12 protein-coding genes and 2 pseudogenes are annotated in these 15924 nt (G+C 70.1%); 7 read left to right on the top strand and 7 right to left on the bottom strand.

Annotation, left to right across the window (positions count from 1 at the left end; all coding sequences use genetic code 11):
- Positions 1–166: 166 nt before the first annotated feature.
- A complete protein-coding gene (locus ACWC5O_RS13010; protein WP_450586791.1) occupies positions 167–1399 on the bottom strand; it encodes a cytochrome P450 family protein in 1233 nt (410 codons plus the stop codon).
- Positions 1400–1962: 563 nt separating this feature from the next.
- Here ACWC5O_RS13010 and ACWC5O_RS13005 point away from each other — a divergent pair.
- The 3 genes from ACWC5O_RS13005 to ACWC5O_RS12995 all read left to right on the top strand — a co-directional run bounded on the left by ACWC5O_RS13005 (position 1963) and on the right by ACWC5O_RS12995 (position 6413).
- Positions 1963–3531, top strand: a complete 1569-nt coding sequence (locus ACWC5O_RS13005; protein WP_450586790.1) for a class I adenylate-forming enzyme family protein — start codon at positions 1963–1965, stop codon at positions 3529–3531.
- Positions 3532–3607: 76 nt separating this feature from the next.
- Positions 3608–4837 carry a 5-aminolevulinate synthase gene (hemA, locus tag ACWC5O_RS13000; protein ID WP_450586788.1) on the top strand — a complete coding sequence of 410 codons (1230 nt, stop codon included), beginning with the start codon at positions 3608–3610 and terminating at the stop codon, positions 4835–4837.
- 40 nt (positions 4838–4877) lie between these two features.
- Positions 4878–6413, top strand: a complete 1536-nt coding sequence (locus ACWC5O_RS12995; protein WP_450586787.1) for a long-chain-fatty-acid--CoA ligase — start codon at positions 4878–4880, stop codon at positions 6411–6413.
- Positions 6414–6500: 87 nt separating this feature from the next.
- On the opposite strand, the gene ACWC5O_RS12990 is transcribed toward ACWC5O_RS12995, so the two are convergent.
- Together ACWC5O_RS12990 and ACWC5O_RS12985 are read right to left on the bottom strand one after the other, a co-directional pair.
- Entirely contained in the window at positions 6501–7382 is an 882-nt protein-coding gene (locus ACWC5O_RS12990) for a LuxR C-terminal-related transcriptional regulator (protein WP_450586786.1), read from the bottom strand.
- Between the two features lie 264 nt (positions 7383–7646).
- The gene (locus ACWC5O_RS12985; protein ID WP_450586784.1) at positions 7647–8393 is read right to left on the bottom strand and encodes a TetR/AcrR family transcriptional regulator C-terminal domain-containing protein; all 747 of its coding nucleotides are present in this window, start codon (positions 8391–8393) and stop codon (positions 7647–7649) included.
- Positions 8394–8496: 103 nt separating this feature from the next.
- On the opposite strand from ACWC5O_RS12985, the gene ACWC5O_RS12980 reads away from it, so the two are divergent.
- Complete coding sequence (locus ACWC5O_RS12980) at positions 8497–10047, top strand: MFS transporter (protein WP_450586783.1); 1551 nt, start codon at positions 8497–8499, stop codon at positions 10045–10047.
- Here ACWC5O_RS12980 and ACWC5O_RS12975 read toward each other — a convergent pair.
- Complete coding sequence (locus tag ACWC5O_RS12975; protein ID WP_450586782.1) at positions 10038–10778, bottom strand: 4'-phosphopantetheinyl transferase family protein; 741 nt, start codon at positions 10776–10778, stop codon at positions 10038–10040. The two genes, ACWC5O_RS12980 and ACWC5O_RS12975, sit on opposite strands and share 10 nt — an antisense overlap.
- A gap of 474 nt (positions 10779–11252) precedes the next feature.
- Positions 11253–11861 carry a TetR/AcrR family transcriptional regulator gene (locus ACWC5O_RS12970; RefSeq protein WP_450586781.1) on the bottom strand — a complete coding sequence of 203 codons (609 nt, stop codon included), beginning with the start codon at positions 11859–11861 and terminating at the stop codon, positions 11253–11255.
- Between the two features lie 108 nt (positions 11862–11969).
- Between ACWC5O_RS12970 and ACWC5O_RS12965 the strand changes: the two genes are divergently transcribed.
- Positions 11970–12398 carry a nuclear transport factor 2 family protein gene (locus ACWC5O_RS12965; protein WP_450586779.1) on the top strand — a complete coding sequence of 143 codons (429 nt, stop codon included), beginning with the start codon at positions 11970–11972 and terminating at the stop codon, positions 12396–12398.
- Positions 12395–13282 (top strand): NmrA family NAD(P)-binding protein, encoded by an 888-nt coding sequence (locus tag ACWC5O_RS12960; protein WP_450586777.1) that lies wholly within the window; start codon positions 12395–12397, stop codon positions 13280–13282. Before ACWC5O_RS12965 ends, ACWC5O_RS12960 begins: the two co-directional genes overlap by 4 nt.
- Before the next feature lie 20 nt (positions 13283–13302).
- On the opposite strand, the gene ACWC5O_RS12955 is transcribed toward ACWC5O_RS12960, so the two are convergent.
- Both ACWC5O_RS12955 and ACWC5O_RS12950 read right to left on the bottom strand, forming a co-directional pair.
- Positions 13303–14871 carry a carboxylesterase/lipase family protein gene (locus tag ACWC5O_RS12955; protein WP_450586804.1) on the bottom strand — a complete coding sequence of 523 codons (1569 nt, stop codon included), beginning with the start codon at positions 14869–14871 and terminating at the stop codon, positions 13303–13305.
- Positions 14872–14981: 110 nt separating this feature from the next.
- Positions 14982–15247, bottom strand: a pseudogene (locus tag ACWC5O_RS12950) (alginate lyase family protein); the annotation flags it as partial.
- Between the two features lie 3 nt (positions 15248–15250).
- On the opposite strand from ACWC5O_RS12950, the pseudogene ACWC5O_RS12945 reads away from it, so the two are divergent.
- Positions 15251–15893, top strand: a pseudogene (locus ACWC5O_RS12945) (carbohydrate ABC transporter permease); the annotation flags it as partial.
- Positions 15894–15924 lie beyond the last annotated feature (31 nt).

Genomic DNA, 15924 nt, shown 5'->3' with positions numbered 1-15924 from the left:
CCGCCGAGCCGGGCTGGAGATCGACCCGGCGGAGGTAGCGGAGTCACCGTGGATCGATTGGCGCGGCAAGCCGAGCAACGTGCTGCTCGCCGAGGACGGACCGAAGGTCATCGACTTCGGCATCTCCCGGCCGAAGGACAGCGAACTGCGGGCCGTTGCCCGCCGGTCAGCCCGCCGCGGGCCGGAGGACCACCGGCAGGGTCCGGTGCCCGTTGGTGATGAACGAGGCCAGCGGCGTCAGCTCGTTGCCCTCCAGCGCCATCTGCGGGAACCGCTCGAAGAGCGCGGGCAGTGCCGTCGATGCCTCCAGCCGGGCCAGAGCGGCACCCAGGCAGAACTTCACGCCGTACCCGAAGGACACATGTTCCTTGTTGGCCCGGGTGACGTCGAACTGTGCCGCGGTGTCGCCGTGCACCGCCTCGTCGCGTCCGGCCGCGGCGTAGCCGATCAGGATCGCCTCACCCTTGCGGATCAGCACGTCGCCGGCCTGTATGTCCTCCACCGCGAAGCGCAGCGGAATGTTCGCCACCGGGGCCTGGAGCCGCAGTGACTCCTCGACCACGTCGCTCCACGAGGCTTGTCCGGAGCGGACCAGCGCCAGCTGGTCGGCGTGGGTGAGGAGCAGATGAATCGAGTTGTCCAGCAGGTTGACGGTGGTCTCGAGGCCGGCGCTGATGAGCGCCATGAGCGTCTCGACCACTTCCTCCTGGGTGAGCGCGCTGCCGTCCTCGTCGTCCCGGACCGCGATCAGCGCACTGGTCAGGTCGTCACCCGGCTCCTTCTGCTTGAGCACCGCCAGTTCGACGAGCAGCCCGTAGAACCGCTCACCGTTGGCCCGTGCGTCCTCCGGCGAGATGGTGGTGTTGAAGATCGCCTTCACACAGGTGCGCAGGTCCGGCATCCGCTCCTCGGGGACGCCGAGCAGGGTGCCGATCACCTGGATGGGGACGGCGTAGGCGTAGCCCTCGCGCAGGTCGGTGGCGATGCCCTCCGGGGCGGTCTCCAGCTCGTCCAGCAGCCCGGTGACGACGGCCTCGACCTGCGGCCGCAGCGCCTCGATGCGCCGGGCGGTGAAGGCGCCGGACGCCAGCCGCCGAAGCCGCCGGTGCTCGGAGCCGTAGGCGGTGAACATGTTCTCGGCAGCCACCCAGACCATCAGCGACCAGTCGGGCGGGATCTCGCCGCGCATGAAGGCGTCCCAGTGCTGCCGGGCGCTCCTGGAGACCCTGGGGTCGCCCAGGAGCTGCTTGACCAGCTGCTGGCTGCCCACCGCCCACGCCTCCACGCCACCGGGCAGCTCCACCTTGGCCACTGGCCCGTCGCGGTAGAGGAGGCGGTTCTCACTGTGGATGTCGCTCCCGCCGGGATCGATCCGAAAGGGGCAGCGCTCGGCTTCCATGTACGGGCTCCTGATGTGTTGTTGGATACGACGGGAACAGCGCTCAGGATGGCGACGGCGGCCGGTGCGAACCGGACCGCAGCCCTGTCAGCGCGCGGTGGAACGGGCTCGTCGGCCGGCCGGCTTGCCGTCCCGGACGACCGCTCGATGTGCGACAGATGATCGGACCGCCTCTCGACAGTCATCGGCACGATCAGTCGATCCGGAGTCCTCGGCCGGGCGGGCGCTTCCGGTTGCCGGTGTGTACCGGGCAGCCAGGGCCGAGCCGGTGCGGCGATACGGATGTCACCAAGTCCTTCCCCCTCTGTGTGTCACCCGGGGGAAGCGGTGGGCGCGGATCATCTAACCAGATCGAGGACGGGTACGGCAGAGGGTTTCTCGCTCAAGAACACAGGTGAGAGGTGGGGTAGCCGATCGGGGCGGTCGATCGGGGCGGGACCGTGAACCGTTCGGGCACATCGTTCGCACATGCTTGCCGCGTCGGGCTCGGGAGAGGCTGAGGAAGATCGGCACAGGGCACAGCAGCGTTCCGAACGGCTCATCGACAGGAAGTGGAGACCCGCATGACGGAGACGGGCGGCTCAATGGACCAACGGCCCGCGGACGACTGCTACGCCTTGGACATCCTGACCGCGCTCAGCTCCGACCCGGAGCGGGTCGCCGTGCACTGGCGTGGCCGGGCGATCCAGGCGGGTGAGCTCGCCGGATGTGTCGCCGACTCGGTCCGGAACCTGCGCAAGCTCGGAATCGGCCCTGGTACCACGGTGGCCGTGCTGGTGGCGCCGAACAGTCCGGACATGCTCACGGTCCGGTACGCGACACACCTGCTCGGTGGGGCCGTCACCTATGTACGGGGGACCAATCCGGCCTCCACGGCACGTGAGTTGGCCCCTGACGAACAACTGCGGATCCTTCTCGACTCCTCCGCCCAGGTCCTTGTGGCCGATGCGGAGAACATCGGCCGGGCGCGGGAGCTGTCGGCACGCGCGCCGGGCCGGTTCGTGGTCACGGAGGCCGATGCCGAGCCGGCAGCCGGCGTCACGGCCGCCGCCGGCGTCGTCCCGGATCTCGGTGAGCTGCCGCCCCGCGATCCTCGGCAGCTCGCGTTGATCAGCTACACGAGCGGCAGCACGGGGAAGCCCAAGGGCATCTGTCTCTCGGCGGGTGTCGTGGAGTCGAGGGTGCGCGGCTTGCCCGCCGACCCCGATGCGCGCCTGCTGGCCGCGACCCCGCTGAGCTTCGTCGCGGGACAGATCGCCGACGCGGTGCTCTACGCGGGCGGGACCGTCGTCCTGCACGAGGACTTCGACGCGGTACAGGTGGTGCGTGCCATCGCGGAGCACTCGATCACCCTGACTTTCATGGCCACCCCGCAGCTGTACCAGGCCCTGGAAGCCGTGCGGACAGAGCGGACCGATCTGGCCTCGCTGCGGGCACTGATCTACACCGGCGTCGCGGCCTCGCCCGCGAAGCTCGAGGAAGCGACTCGGGTGTTCGGTCCCACTCTCGTGCAGTTGTACGGCAGTTCCGAATCGGCCGGAGCCACCATCCTGCTCCCCGGGGACCATGACGACCCGCGCTTGCGATCGACGGTGGGCCGTCCTTTCCCGGGGATCGGACTCAAGATCTGCGACGAGGTCTCGGGTGCGGAGCTGCCGGTCGGCGAGACCGGCGAAGTATGGCTGCGCTCGGGGACCCTGATGGACGGCTATCTGAACGACCCCGCGCTCACGGCACGGGCGCTGCGCGACGGGTGGTACCTCACGGGAGACATCGGGCGGCTCGACGACCAGGGTTACCTTTCGTTGGTCGACCGGGTCGCCGACACCGTGAAGACCGACGGCGTCAAGGTCCACCCTGCTGTCGTGGAGCGGGAGATCGCGAACCTGCCGGGTGTCGCGAACGTCGCGGTGTACGGCGTCCGGGACCTCGAGAACCTGGAGCACGTGCACGCCGCCGTCGTGGTGAAGCCCGGGGCCCAGCTCAGCCCCGGTGACATCCGCGCGCGCATCAGCGAGGTGCTCTCCCCCGTCCACGCCCCCGAGGAGATCCACTTCCTCGACGAACTGCCGCTCGGCTTCTCCGGCAAGGTGGACAAGCACTTGCTCCGTCGGCTCTACCCGATCGGCTGAACGCCCCCCTTCCTTTGCCCTGGCCGGCCACGGCGCCGGCCGGGCGTCAGACCCGGCAGAGAGCGAGTTGACTACGATGACCCAGTACCTGGACTTCTTCGCCCTGGAGTTGGACGAGCTCGCCGACAGCAAGCGTGCCTTCCTGGAGATCGGCCGGCGTGCCGGACGCTTCCCCAGTGCGCTGGCCCGGATCGGCTCCGGCAGACCGGACCAGGAGATCAGCGTCTGGTGCAGCAACGACTATCTCGGTATGGGCCAGAACCCCTCGGTGCTCGCGGCCATGAAGAACGCGGTCGACGCGTTCGGCGCCGGCTCCGGTGGATCCCGGAACATCGGTGGGACCAACCCGTACCACGGCCTGCTGGAGAGCGAACTGGCGGCGCTCCACGGCAAGGAGGCGGCACTGATCTTCAGCTCGGGATACACGGCGAACGACGGTGCGCTGACCGTCCTGGCCGGTCGTATGCCCGGGACCCTGGTCTTCTCGGACGAACTGAACCACGCCTCGATCATCGACGGCCTGCGGCACAGCGGCGCCCAGAAGCTGATCTTCCGTCACAACGACACGGCGCACCTCGAAGAGTTGCTCGCCTCCGCCGACCCGGACCGTCCGAAGCTGATCGTCGCGGAGTCGGTCTATTCCATGTCCGGTGATGTGGCGCCGCTCGCGGAGATCGCCGACCTGGCTGAGCGCCACGGAGCCGTCACGTTCATCGACGAGGTGCACGCAGTGGGCATGTACGGGCCCGAGGGTGCCGGCATCGCCGCACGTGAAGGCATCGCCGACCGTTTCACCGTCGTCATGGGCACCCTGGCGAAGGGCTATGGCACCGCGGGCGGCTACATCGCCGGCCCGGCCGTACTGGTGGAGGCTGTCCGCAGCCTTTCGCGGCCCTTCATCTTCACCACGTCGATGCCGCCCGCCATGGCCGCGGGCGCGCTCGCCGCGGTGCAGCATCTGCGGTCCAGCGACGCCGAGCGCGAGCGGCTGCGGAACAACGCCCAGCTGCTGCACCAGTTGCTGGGCGAGCGGCGCATACCCTTCATCTCGTCGCAGTCGCACATCGTCTCGGTCCTCGTGCGGGACGAGAGGCTCTGCCAGGAGGCCTCCGCGCTGTTGCTGGAGCGGCACGGCATCTACGTCCAGGCGATCAACGCGCCCAGCGTGCGGGCCGGCGAGGAGATCCTCCGAGTCGCCCCCTCCGCCACCCACACCGCGACCGATGTCGAGAAGTTCGCCGAGGCTGTCGACGGCATTTGGGAGGAGCTGGGCCTCCCGCGGGACACGGCCACGGTCCACCGCTGATCATTCCCGCGGGGTTGGCGTTCGACGAGAGGAGTCTTCCGTGTCCTTGTCCCTGGCCTCGGTGCTGGCGGAGTCCGCGGCCCGGCGTCCGGACCACCCGGCGATCATCAGCGGCAGGGAGACGTACAGCTATCGGACTCTGTGGCGGCGGACGCGGCAGTACGCCGCGGTGCTGGCCGAGACGGGTGTCGGCCCCGGGGACCGGGTGGCGCTGCTGCTCGGCAACCAGGTCGAGTTCCCCCTCGCCTACTTCGGCGTCCTGGCACTCGGCGCCACAGTGGTGCCGGTGAACGCGCTCCTCAAGGCGCACGAGGTCGAGTACGTGCTGCGGGACGCCGACTGCGTCGCCGTCATCTGTGACGGAACGCTGCTGCCGGTGGGGCGGGCCGCGGCCACGGCGGCCGGGGTACGCCTGCTGACCGTGCGAGCGACGGGCGAGCCCCACGGGACCGGCCTGGACGCGCTCGCCGAGCAGGCCGAGCCCGTCGACCGCCTGCTGCCCCGCGAACCCGGCGACCTCGCGCTGGTGCTGTACACCTCCGGGACCACCGGCCGCCCCAAGGGCGCGATGCTGACGCATCTGAGCGTCACGATGAACGTGACCATCGGTATGGAATCCCCGTTCGACTTCCGGGCCGACGACATCCTGCTGGGATGCCTGCCGTTGTTCCACACCTTCGGGCAGATCTGCGGCATGGCCACCTGCTTCCGGGCCGGCGCCACGATGGTGCTGATGGACCGCTTCGACGCGCCGCGCGCCCTGGAGATCATGGCGGAGCGCGGTTGCACCGTCTTGATGGCGGTGCCGACGATGTGCATCGCGCTTCTGGACGCGGCGGCTCGGGAGTCGCGCAGGCCGCCCCTGGATCGTGTCTTCAGTGGCGGGGCGGCGCTCCCGGTACCCGTGCTGGAGAGGTTCGAGGAGGTGTTCGGCTGCCGCATCTACGAGGGGTACGGTCTCACCGAGACGTCGCCCGTCGTCGCGTACAACCAGCGTGCCTGGCCGTGCCGGCCGGGCACCGTGGGGCACCCTGTCTGGGGGGTCGAGGCCGAGATCGCCCGGGCCGACCTGGAGGACCGGATCGAACTGCTGCCGGCGGAGGAGGTCGGCGAGATCGTCATTCGCGGGCACAACGTGATGGCCGGATACCTCAACCGTCCTGAAGCCACCGCCGAGGTGCTGGTGGACGGCTGGTTCCGGTCCGGCGACCTGGGGATGAAGGACAAGGACGGCTATCTGTCCATCGTGGACCGGAAGAAGGACATGGTCCTGCGCAACGGGTACAACGTCTATCCTCGCGAGGTCGAGGAGGTCCTGGTGCACCATCCGGCCATCGCCCAGGTCTCCGTCATCGGCCTGCCGCACAGCACGTACGGCGAGGAGATCTGCGCGGTCGTGCAGGTGCGGCCGGGTGCCCGGCCAGGGGCCGAGCTGGGTGCGGAGATCGTCAGCTGGAGCCGCGAGCGGCTCGCCGCGTACAAGTACCCACGCAGGGTCGAGTTCGTGGACGCCTTGCCGCTCGGTCCCAGCGGCAAGGTCCTCAAGCGGGCCCTCCGGGCCGAACTGACCGGCTGAGACCGCATGCTCGTCTCCGTGGACCTCGGGACCGAGGGCGGGTTGGGACGGGGAGAACCGTCCCAACCCGCCCTCGTCCTGGTCCGTTCAGGCCGCCAGCAGGCCGTTGTCCTTCGCCCTCACCACCGCGAGCGTCCGGTTGGGGCAGTTCAACTTGGCCAGAATGCTGCCCACCAGTCGCTTCACTCCGTGTTCGGAGATCAGCAGCCGCCGGGAGACCTGCTTGTTGCTCAGGCCGTCCGCGATCAGCCGCAACACCTGGAGCTCACGCGCGGTCAGCGCCGCACCGGCCGGGACCCGCTGCGGCGGACCACTCGGGGACACCTGACCGGCACGGGTGACGAGCCGCTGGGCCAGACCGGCGGACACATAGAACTTGCCTGCCATGACGTCCGACACCGCGTCCGCGAGTGTGCGCGGCTCCAACGCCGACCAGTCGAGGAAGCCCTTCGCGCCGCACGTCGCGATCCAGGGGGCGTCGAGGGCGTCCGGCCCGTCCAGCAGCAGCAGCAAGGCAGGCCCCCGCCCGCACAATTCACGGACCGCGTCCCGGATGTGCTCAGCCTCCAGATCGCCCGCCGCCGCGAGGAGGATGTCCAGCCCCTTCCCGTCACAGCCGCGGATGTCCTCCCCTCCGAAGCCGAGATGGCGCGAGGACGCGGTCAGGGCAGTGGCGCGGAGCATGCCCTCGATGCCGTAGCGGTGAATCGCATCCTTGATAACCAGCGCAACGCGCCATCCGGCATCGACTGGTTCGCTTGCCAATGTAACGCTCCTTCGGGCGAATCGTGGGAAACGGTGGTCGAAGCGGCAGGCGGCATCGGAGACAGAGCGCCCGGGCCGGGGTGTTGGCGCGCCATCGCGCCTGCGCCCGGGACCGTGCAGCTGCACTGCGTCCGCGCCGAGCAGGCGTGTGGCCTTCAATTCCTTGATTTTGTAAGCGATTTGGGCGAGCACTGGCAGGTACACAGCGCTGGGTGGTCACCGCGTGGCGCGGCCGGCGCCGTCGCCTGACGACTCGCCCCCCACTGTCCCGATCCGGCCCGGGGACGGTCGGCTTTGGAACAGGATCCAGCCATAGCGACATTGATCCCCCGTCAACTGTCGTTACAAGTATTACTGGTGTTAATGGTGTTACGTCTTCGACATCAGGACTCTTGTCCACGCCTCCAGGGCTGTCAAGCAGGTCAAGTGCGCCACCGGGCCTCGACGACGGGGATCACCCACGGCATGTCACTTCCCCGGCCTGGCGACTTCCCGTCGCGGTTCGCGGGAGGCGGATTCCGCCGTGGATGGTGCAGGGGTCTCGCCCAGCAGGCCCGCCAGCCCGTCGAGGAGCCGTTCGAGGCCGAAGACGAAGCGTTCTTCCATGGACGGGCCGGCGAGGTCGTCGGCCAGGGTGACGAGGTTGGGGAAGGTCGCTTCCGGCAGGGCACGCAGTCGGTCGGCCGCCGCTCGGGCGGCCTCGGAACGGCTGGTTCCCTCCGTCTCGTCGGAGAGGGGCACCTGCTCCTGAAGCACGAAGCCCTGCACGTAGACACCGAGCAGGTAACTGGCGAGCGCGGCATCGGCATTGGAGAATCCGGCTTCCCGCAGTCGGTCCAGCTGATCCTCCATGAGGCGCAGCAGATGCGGGCCGAGCGCCAGGCGCCCGGCGACGACCCTGGCGGCGTCCCGCTTCGCGAGCAGGTGCCGCCGGTAGCGACGCGAGTACTCCCGGAGCTGCTCTCGCCAGTCGCCCTGTCTGGGCGGCAGTTCGGCATCAGCCATGAGTGCGTCCGTGAGCAGGTCCAGCAGTTGTTCCTTGCCGCGGACGTGCCAGTACAGCGATGCCGCCTTCACGCCCAGTTCGGCGGCGACTTTTCGCATCGACAGCCCGCTGATGCCTTCACGTTCGAGCACCTGCAGGGCCGCCTCCGCGAGCTTCTGACGGCTCACACCTGACGGTGCGGAGCCCTCGGCCGCGCTGTCCGCTGCCATTCCCACCGGCCACCTCCGTCAAGACAAGACCAGCTTGCAATCTAACACCGTTAGGGTCATGCTGGCCGCGCCAAGAACCCAACTAACACTGTCAGGGAGCGTGATGACGGAGTTGACCCGTCGGCGCCAGTGGCTCGTACTTGCCGTGTTATGCGCCACCATGTTCATGGCGATGCTGGACAATGTCATCGTCAACAACGCCCTGCCACGCATCGGGCAGCAACTCCACAGCGGTGTCAGCGGACTGCAGTGGGTGGTGGAGGGCTACAGCCTGGTCTATGCCGCGTTCCTCCTCACCGGCGGCACGCTCGGCGACCGGTTCGGCCGCAAACGGATCTTCCTCATCGGACTCGTTCTCTTCACCGGGGGATCGGCGGCGGCAGCACTCTCCGGGTCGACCGGCATGCTGGTCTGCGCGCGGATGCTGCAAGGGCTGGGCGCGGCCCTGCTCACGCCGGGCAGCCTGTCGATCCTGCGGCACGCCTTCACCGACGAGAAGGAACGAGCCCGGGCCATCGGACTCTGGTCCGCCGTCTCCTCACTGGGCCTGGCGATCGGCCCGGTCGTGGGCGGGCCGATGGTGGACCGGTTCGGATGGGCCAGCGTGTTCTGGATCAACGTCCCGATCGGAGTGGCGGCGCTCCTGCTCGCCACCCGGGTGCTTCCCGAGTCCCCCACGTGGGCCAGGCGAGTGGACCTTCCCGGCCAGCTGCTCTCCGCCGTGGGCTTCGGCGCCTTGGTCTACGCGTTGGTCGAAGGGCCGGCCCGCGGTTGGAGCGACAACCGCGTTCTGACCGTCGCAGCGACTGCGGCGGTTGCTCTTCTGGCCTTCCTCCTGGTCGAGCTGCGTACCACCGATCCCATGCTTGACCTGCGCTTCTTCCGGGATGCCGTGCTCTGCGGAGCCGCCGGAAGCGGATTCATGATCAGCTTCGCCATGTTCGGCGCGTCGTTCTTCCTGCCGTTGCTCATGCAGGACGTGATGGGCTGGTCGCCGTCGCATGCCGGGCTGGCCGGACTGCCCATGACCGCGATGGTCATCATCGCCGCGCCGCTGAGCAGCGCACTCGCCATGCGCTACGGCCCCCGCCTTCCCGTGGTGACCGGTCTGAGCCTCTGCGCCGTGGCTCTCGGCGGCCTCTCGCTCTACGGTGGGCACGCGCACTACCCGCAGTACCTGTGGGTACTGATCATCATGGGACTCGGCATGGGGATGACCTTCACACCGTCGTCCATCATCGTCATGCAGCGCGTCCCGATGGCCCGGGCCGGAATGGCCTCCGCGACCATCAACACCCTGCGCGAGACCGGTGGGGTCATCGGCGTCGCGGTCCTGGGAGCCATCCTCACCAGCCGGCTGACCGCCACCTTGGCCGAATCGCTCGATCGGCTCGGCGTGCCGCCGGAATCGCACCACAGCATCGCGAACTCGGTCACCACTACGGGAACAGCCGGGACCGCGGAGCTACCGGCGCCTGTCCACGACGCCGTGAACGGCGCCTTCATCGACGGCCTGCATCTCGCACTGCGCTGCGGCAGCGCATGCCTCGCAGCTGCGGCAGTGGTCGTCGCCCTCCTCCTCCGCCAGGCATCGCGCCCATCCACCGCCCCCGCCGGCGACCCGACGCAGCAGGACGCCCCGGCCTACCAGTAGGCGACCGGAACGGGAGGGGCGCCGGAAGGGCGCCCGAGGGTGTCCGCATGCGCGCTCCGCACGCCGGGAACGCGTTCGCGGACGGGGATGGCGATGGCCGTCAGAATGAGCCCGTCGCGGTGCATCCAGCGCCCCATGAGCCGCGGCACCGGCTTCCCTGCCGCCAGGGGTGGTGGCACCAGGAACCGCGCGGAGAAGAGCCCGCCGGAATCGATGTCGATCCGGGCGCCGTCGAAACCCAGCATGCGCCGGGTGAGGGGGAACCAGGTCTTGAAGACCGCCTCCTTGCAGCTGAACAGCAATCGGTCCCAGGGCACTGCGTCGCTCTGGGCGCCGAGCCGTTCCACCATGTCCCGTTCGGCGGGCAGTCCGGCCTGGTCGAGCACGCCGTCAGGCAGAGGGACAGCTTCCTCCGCGTCGATGCCCACAGAATGCATCCGGCCGGCCCGGGCCACCGCGGCGGCCCGGTATCCGGGGCAATGCGTCATGCTTCCGACCACTCCGGCCGGCCACTGCGGGTCCCGTTGTCTCCCGGGTGGCAACGGAACCGGGGGGATTCCCAGTTCTCCGAGAGCGGCCCGGGCGCAGCGGCGCGCCGTCGAGAATTCTCGTCGGCGCCGCGGCACGGCATGGACGATGGCCGCGCGTTCCTCGGCGAAGAGATGAATGTCCAAGTCGTCGTCGACCGCATCCGCGGACGTGACGTCCGCGGGCAATATCTCCTCTATCACTTTCCCCCCGAGCCCCTGGTCCAGCCGCTACCAGGTGGTCGGCGAGACCCGCACCACCACACTGACCCCTGGCACGACGCCCTCGGCGAGTCGGACGAGCCGGTGCGCGCAGTACCGATGGCAACGCCGAGTGGAGTGACTACGCTAATGCCGCTGCTGACACCGGACAAGGCCCATGATCGTCACCAAGGGGACTCCTGACTGCGGACGGATCGCGGCGTCCGTGTCCTCGCCCCCTCCGACCAACGGGCCGCCGCCTCTCGGACGGTGCTCGCCTCGATCGCTCCGATCAGGCCCGGCCTCCCTTCGGTGAACGGGCCCGCATGCGCCCGACGACTACGACGGTGGCGTCTTCGGCGGCCAACCGGTGCGCGACCGCGGCGCCGATGCCCGACCCGGTGCGGCGGGCGGCCAATCACCGCCGCGGACCGCGGCGCCGCACCGTTCCCCTCGAACGGCCCGTGTGATCCCTCCTCAGCCGGGTGTGCCGCCCGCATCACAGGTATCGAGGACCGAGGCGGTGAAGTGCGCCAGTTGCTCGCGCAGTTCCTCGCGTGGCACGGCCCTCTCACCGGCCAGGTGGGCGACCAGATCGGCCCGGGTGGCGGCGAGCAGCGCATGGGCGGTGAAGTCGGCGGAGCCGGAGCCGGCCGACGGGATCTGCTCGAGCAGGTCACGGAGCAGGGCGTGCCAGCGTCGGTAGTGCTCGGCCCGGTAGGGGCTGGCCGCGCCGGTCTGCTCCAGGGCCAGTGCGAGGTGGCGGTTGTCGAGCTTGAAGCACAGGACGGCGTCGAGCAGTGCCGGCACGCGCACCAGTGGCGGGGTCGCGGGCCCCAGGGGCGGCGGGCCCTCTTCGACCGCGTTCCTGACCGGTTCGAGCCGTGCCTCGTACAGCGCGCGGATCAGCCCGGTGCGATCCCCGAAGGCACGGAAGAGGGTTGCCTTGCCGACGCCGGCCGCGGCCGCGATGTCGGCCATGGTGACGCTCTCCGGGCTCTGGCACTGAGCGAAGAGTGTGTCGGCGGCGGCGAAGACGGCAGCCCGGTTGCGCGTCGCGTCCTTGCGCGGTCTGCGCTCGGTCATGCGGCTCCTCCCTCGGTCACGTGGCTCCTCCCTTGCGATCCGGACCCGCGGTCCGTATCGTCCATCGAAACGGACCACGGGTCCGTATCGTACGGGACGGAGGATCCCATGCCCACAGACACCCCACCGGACGTGCTCTACCGCCACAGCCTGCGCCTGCTCCTCGCCAAGGACATCACCGCCTGGGTCGGCCTGTGGGCCGAGGCCGGCGTCATGGAGTTCCCCTTCGCACCCCCGGGTTGGCCCGCACGACTGGAGGGCCGAGAGGCCATCGCCGCCTACATGCGCGACTACCCCGACCACATCGACCTGCACGGCTTCCCCGACCTGCGGATCCACCGGACCACCAGGCCGGAGACGATCGTGGTGGAGATGCGCGGCGTGGGCCGCCTGGTCGGGACGGGGAGTCCCTTCGACATGACCTACATCGCCGTCGTGTCCGTCCAGGACGGGCGGTTCACCTCCTACCGGGACTACTGGAACCCCCTCGCCGTCCAGCAGCCCGGCCTGGACTTCACCGGCCGCAGTGTCCGATGACCGTCACGGGCACCACCCTGGTCATCGGAGCGACCGGCACCACCGGCAGCCGAACCGCCACCGGGCTGATCGCCGCCGGCCACCGCGTCAGGGCCGCGAGCCGTCGGGCCACCCGGATCGCGGGCGCGGAACCGGTCCGCTTCGACTGGTACGACTCCACAACCTTCGGCGACGCCCTCACCGGAGCCGAACGCGTCTACCTCGTCCCGCCGGTCGGCGACCCGGACCCGGCCGCGGTCATGCTGCCCTTCCTCCGCCGGGCCCGCACTGCAGGCGTACACCGCGCCGTACTCCTCAGTTCGTCGGCCATCCCCGAGGGCGGCCCGGGAGTGGGAGTGGTGCACCGGGCCCTGCCCGGTCTGTTCGACCAGTGGGCGGTACTGCGGCCCTCCTGGTTCATGCAGAACTTCACCGGCACGCACGCCCACGCCCACAGCATCCGTGCGGACGGGGTCATCCTGACCGCGGCCGGTACCGGCCGGGTCGGCTTCGTCGACGCAGACGACATCGCCGCCGTAGCGGTCCGTGCTCTGACCGACGGCCGCGCGCCCGATGCCGACCTGATCCTGACCGGCCCGGAGGCGCTCAGCCACGACGACGTCGCCCGCGTCCTCACAGAGGTCACCGGCCGCACGGTGGCCCACCGGCACCTGACGTACGACCAGATGCGTGACCGCCTGGCCGCGTCCATGCCGCTGGAGTTCGCCACCATGCTGGCCGGCCTGGAACGCGCCATCGCCCAGGGAGCCGAGGACCGGACCACCGAGACCGTCCGGCGCCTCACCGGCCGCCCGCCGTACAGCTTCCGGGCGGTGGCCGGACGCGAGCTGGCAGGGGACGGAACCCGGATTCGGCAGGCCCCGGACGTCCGTCCGACCCGGTAGGCGGGACGATCGTGTACGTCTCAGCGGCGCCGCGCCCCCACCGATCGGCGCAACCGCCGTACCGCTGAGGCGAGTTCGGCTCCGGCGGCCCGGGCGTCGGAGGGCGAGGCCGGTTCCGGGACCTTGAGGGCGGCCGTCCAGAGGGCGAGTTCCTGATCCCGGGGACCGTACGCGGTGTGCGGGACACCGTCGTCGAAGATCCGTACCGGATGGGAGGCGTCCCAGGCCTGCCAGCCCGGATCCCCGGTCGCGGCGAACCGTACCCAGGCCGCGTGCATCGCGGTGGCCAGCTCCGGCGGGGCTCCCTCGCCGGCCAGCTTGGCGGACTCCGGGACGTCGCCGGTGTCGAAGACGAACCCGAGTTCCAGGGCGTGGCAGGCGCCGAGATCGGGGAGGCGGGACGGCCAGGCGAACTCGTAGAGGTACGAGGTGCCGGGGCGGGCGTCGGCCAGCCGGTGCAGCGGGGCGCGCAGCAGGTGGTCGGTGACCATCTGGCCGACGGTCTCGGCGGTGCCGGCGTCGGGGTGCAGGGTGCGGTAGCCGCGCGGGACCTCGTGGCCGACGTGGCAGCGGGCCATGGCACCGGCCAGGGCGACCGGCCCGAGCCGGTCGACGTGCTCCAGGAGTCCGCCGGGCACCAGCCACAGCCGGTACTCGTCCCGGGTCCAGCCCATGAGGAGGTCGACACCCTGGGCGGCCCCGCCGGCGATGAGGGCCTGGAGCGGGTCGCCGGGCACGAGGTCGCCGTCGACGACGATGCCGAAGGCGGGACCGCCCAGGACGGGGCTGCTCAGCCGCCCCACCTCGGCCTGGCTGCGCAGCAGCAGGTCGCGGTCGACGGCGGCGAAGGCCTCGGCGGTGGCGGGGACCTTCAGCCGGGTGGCCATGCGGCGCACCATGCGCCGCACCTTGTCGCGTTCCGAGGCTTCCGGCGGTCCGCTCTGCAGGACCGCCCGGCGTATCAGGCCCTGGGCCTGGGGTGCGGCGATCAGGGCTCCGGCGCTGATGGCGCCGGCCGACTGTCCGCCGAGGGTCACGTTGCCGGGGTCGCCGCCGAAGGCCGCGATGCTCTCGTGCACCCAGCGCAGGGCGGCGAGCTGGTCGCGCAGGCCGGGGTTGGGCGGCGCGTCCGGGAACAGTCCGTAGCCCTCGACACCCAGCCGGTAGTTGACCGAGACGCAGACGACTCCGTCGCGGGCGAAGGTGCGTCCGTCGTACACGGGCACGGCGGAGGATCCCCTGGTCAGGGCGCCGCCGTGCAGCCAGACCAGGACCGGGAGCCGGGCGCCGGGGCCCGGCTCGGGGGTCCACACGTTGAGGTTGAGGCAGTCGTCGCCGGGGATGACGGGGTCCGACAGGTACTGGGCGAACGCCTCCGAGTACGGGGGTTTCGGCGCCGTCGGCCCGAAGGCTCCGGCGTCGCGTACCCCGTCCCAGGGCTCGGGCGGCTCGGGCGGCCGGAACCGCCGGGGGCCGAAGGGCGGGGCGGCGTACGGGATGCCCCGGAACACCGCGACGCCCCGCTCGTACCGGCCGCGTACGGCCCCGTGGGGTGTGGTGACCACGGGGCCCGTCCGGTCTGCCGTCATCGCCCACCAGCCCTTCGCCGTGCTCATGCACCGTTCACATCAGAGCACCACATCACCCGGATGTATTCCGGTGCACGGACCCCGCGCTGGGCCGTTCGGGCTACGTCGGCCTATTTGGCGTACATGAGGGTGCCGAAGCCGAGCTGGTCGTATCCGCCGGAGGTGGAGCCGTAGTCCCCGCCTCCGCCCTCGGGGGCCACCGAGTGGCACATCTGAGCGATGTACTGGTCGTCCAGGTGGAGGCGCCGGTTGTAGTGGTAGTGGAGCATCGCCCACACCGGGCGGACCTGGCCGCGGGAGGCGGCGGAGACGGCGCTCTGGGACTGCTGGGCACAGTTCTGGCCACTGCCCCAGAGTAGGTGGTGTACGGGACGTCCCCGGCATCTTCCTGCGCTGGACGGCCGACTCGTTCCTGTACGCCGGTGTCGGCTCACTCGGCGGCACGCTCATCGCCCTGGCCACCGGCTACGGCTTGGCCCGCTTCGACTTCCCGGGCCGGGGTGCGGTGTTCGCATGTGTGGTGGGCTCGTTCCTGATGCCGATCGCGCTGCTGACGCTCCCCCTGTATTTGCTGTTTTCGAAGATCGGCCTGGTGGACACGCCGTGGGCGATGCTGATCCCCTGTCTGATCAACCCGCAGCGTCTACCTCGCCAAGGTCTACACAGAGTCCACCATCCCGTACGAGATCCTGGAGGCGGCCCGCATCGACGGCGCGGGCGAGCTGCGGATCTTCTTCACCATCGTCCTGCGCATGTTGACCACAGGCGGCGCCACGGTCTTCCTCCTGGCCTTCGTCAACACGTGGAACGCCTTCTTCCCCCCTGACCGTCCTGCGTGGCGAGGAGAACTGGACCCTCAACCTGGGCCTGTACAACTGGACGGCAAACGCCTGGAGTCGGGGGTCGACCTGACGAACCTGGTGCTGACGGGTGCGCTGCTGTCGATCGTGCCGATGGCGGTGATGATGGTGGGGATGCGGAGGTACTGGCGGACGGGGGTGACGTTGGGGGCGTTGAAGTGAGCATCGCCGTGACCGGTGACGTTGAACAGTC

The organism is Streptomyces sp. NPDC001450, from assembly GCF_053597295.1.
Note: the sequence above shows the minus strand (reverse complement) of the source record. Positions and strands in the feature narration are given on the sequence as shown.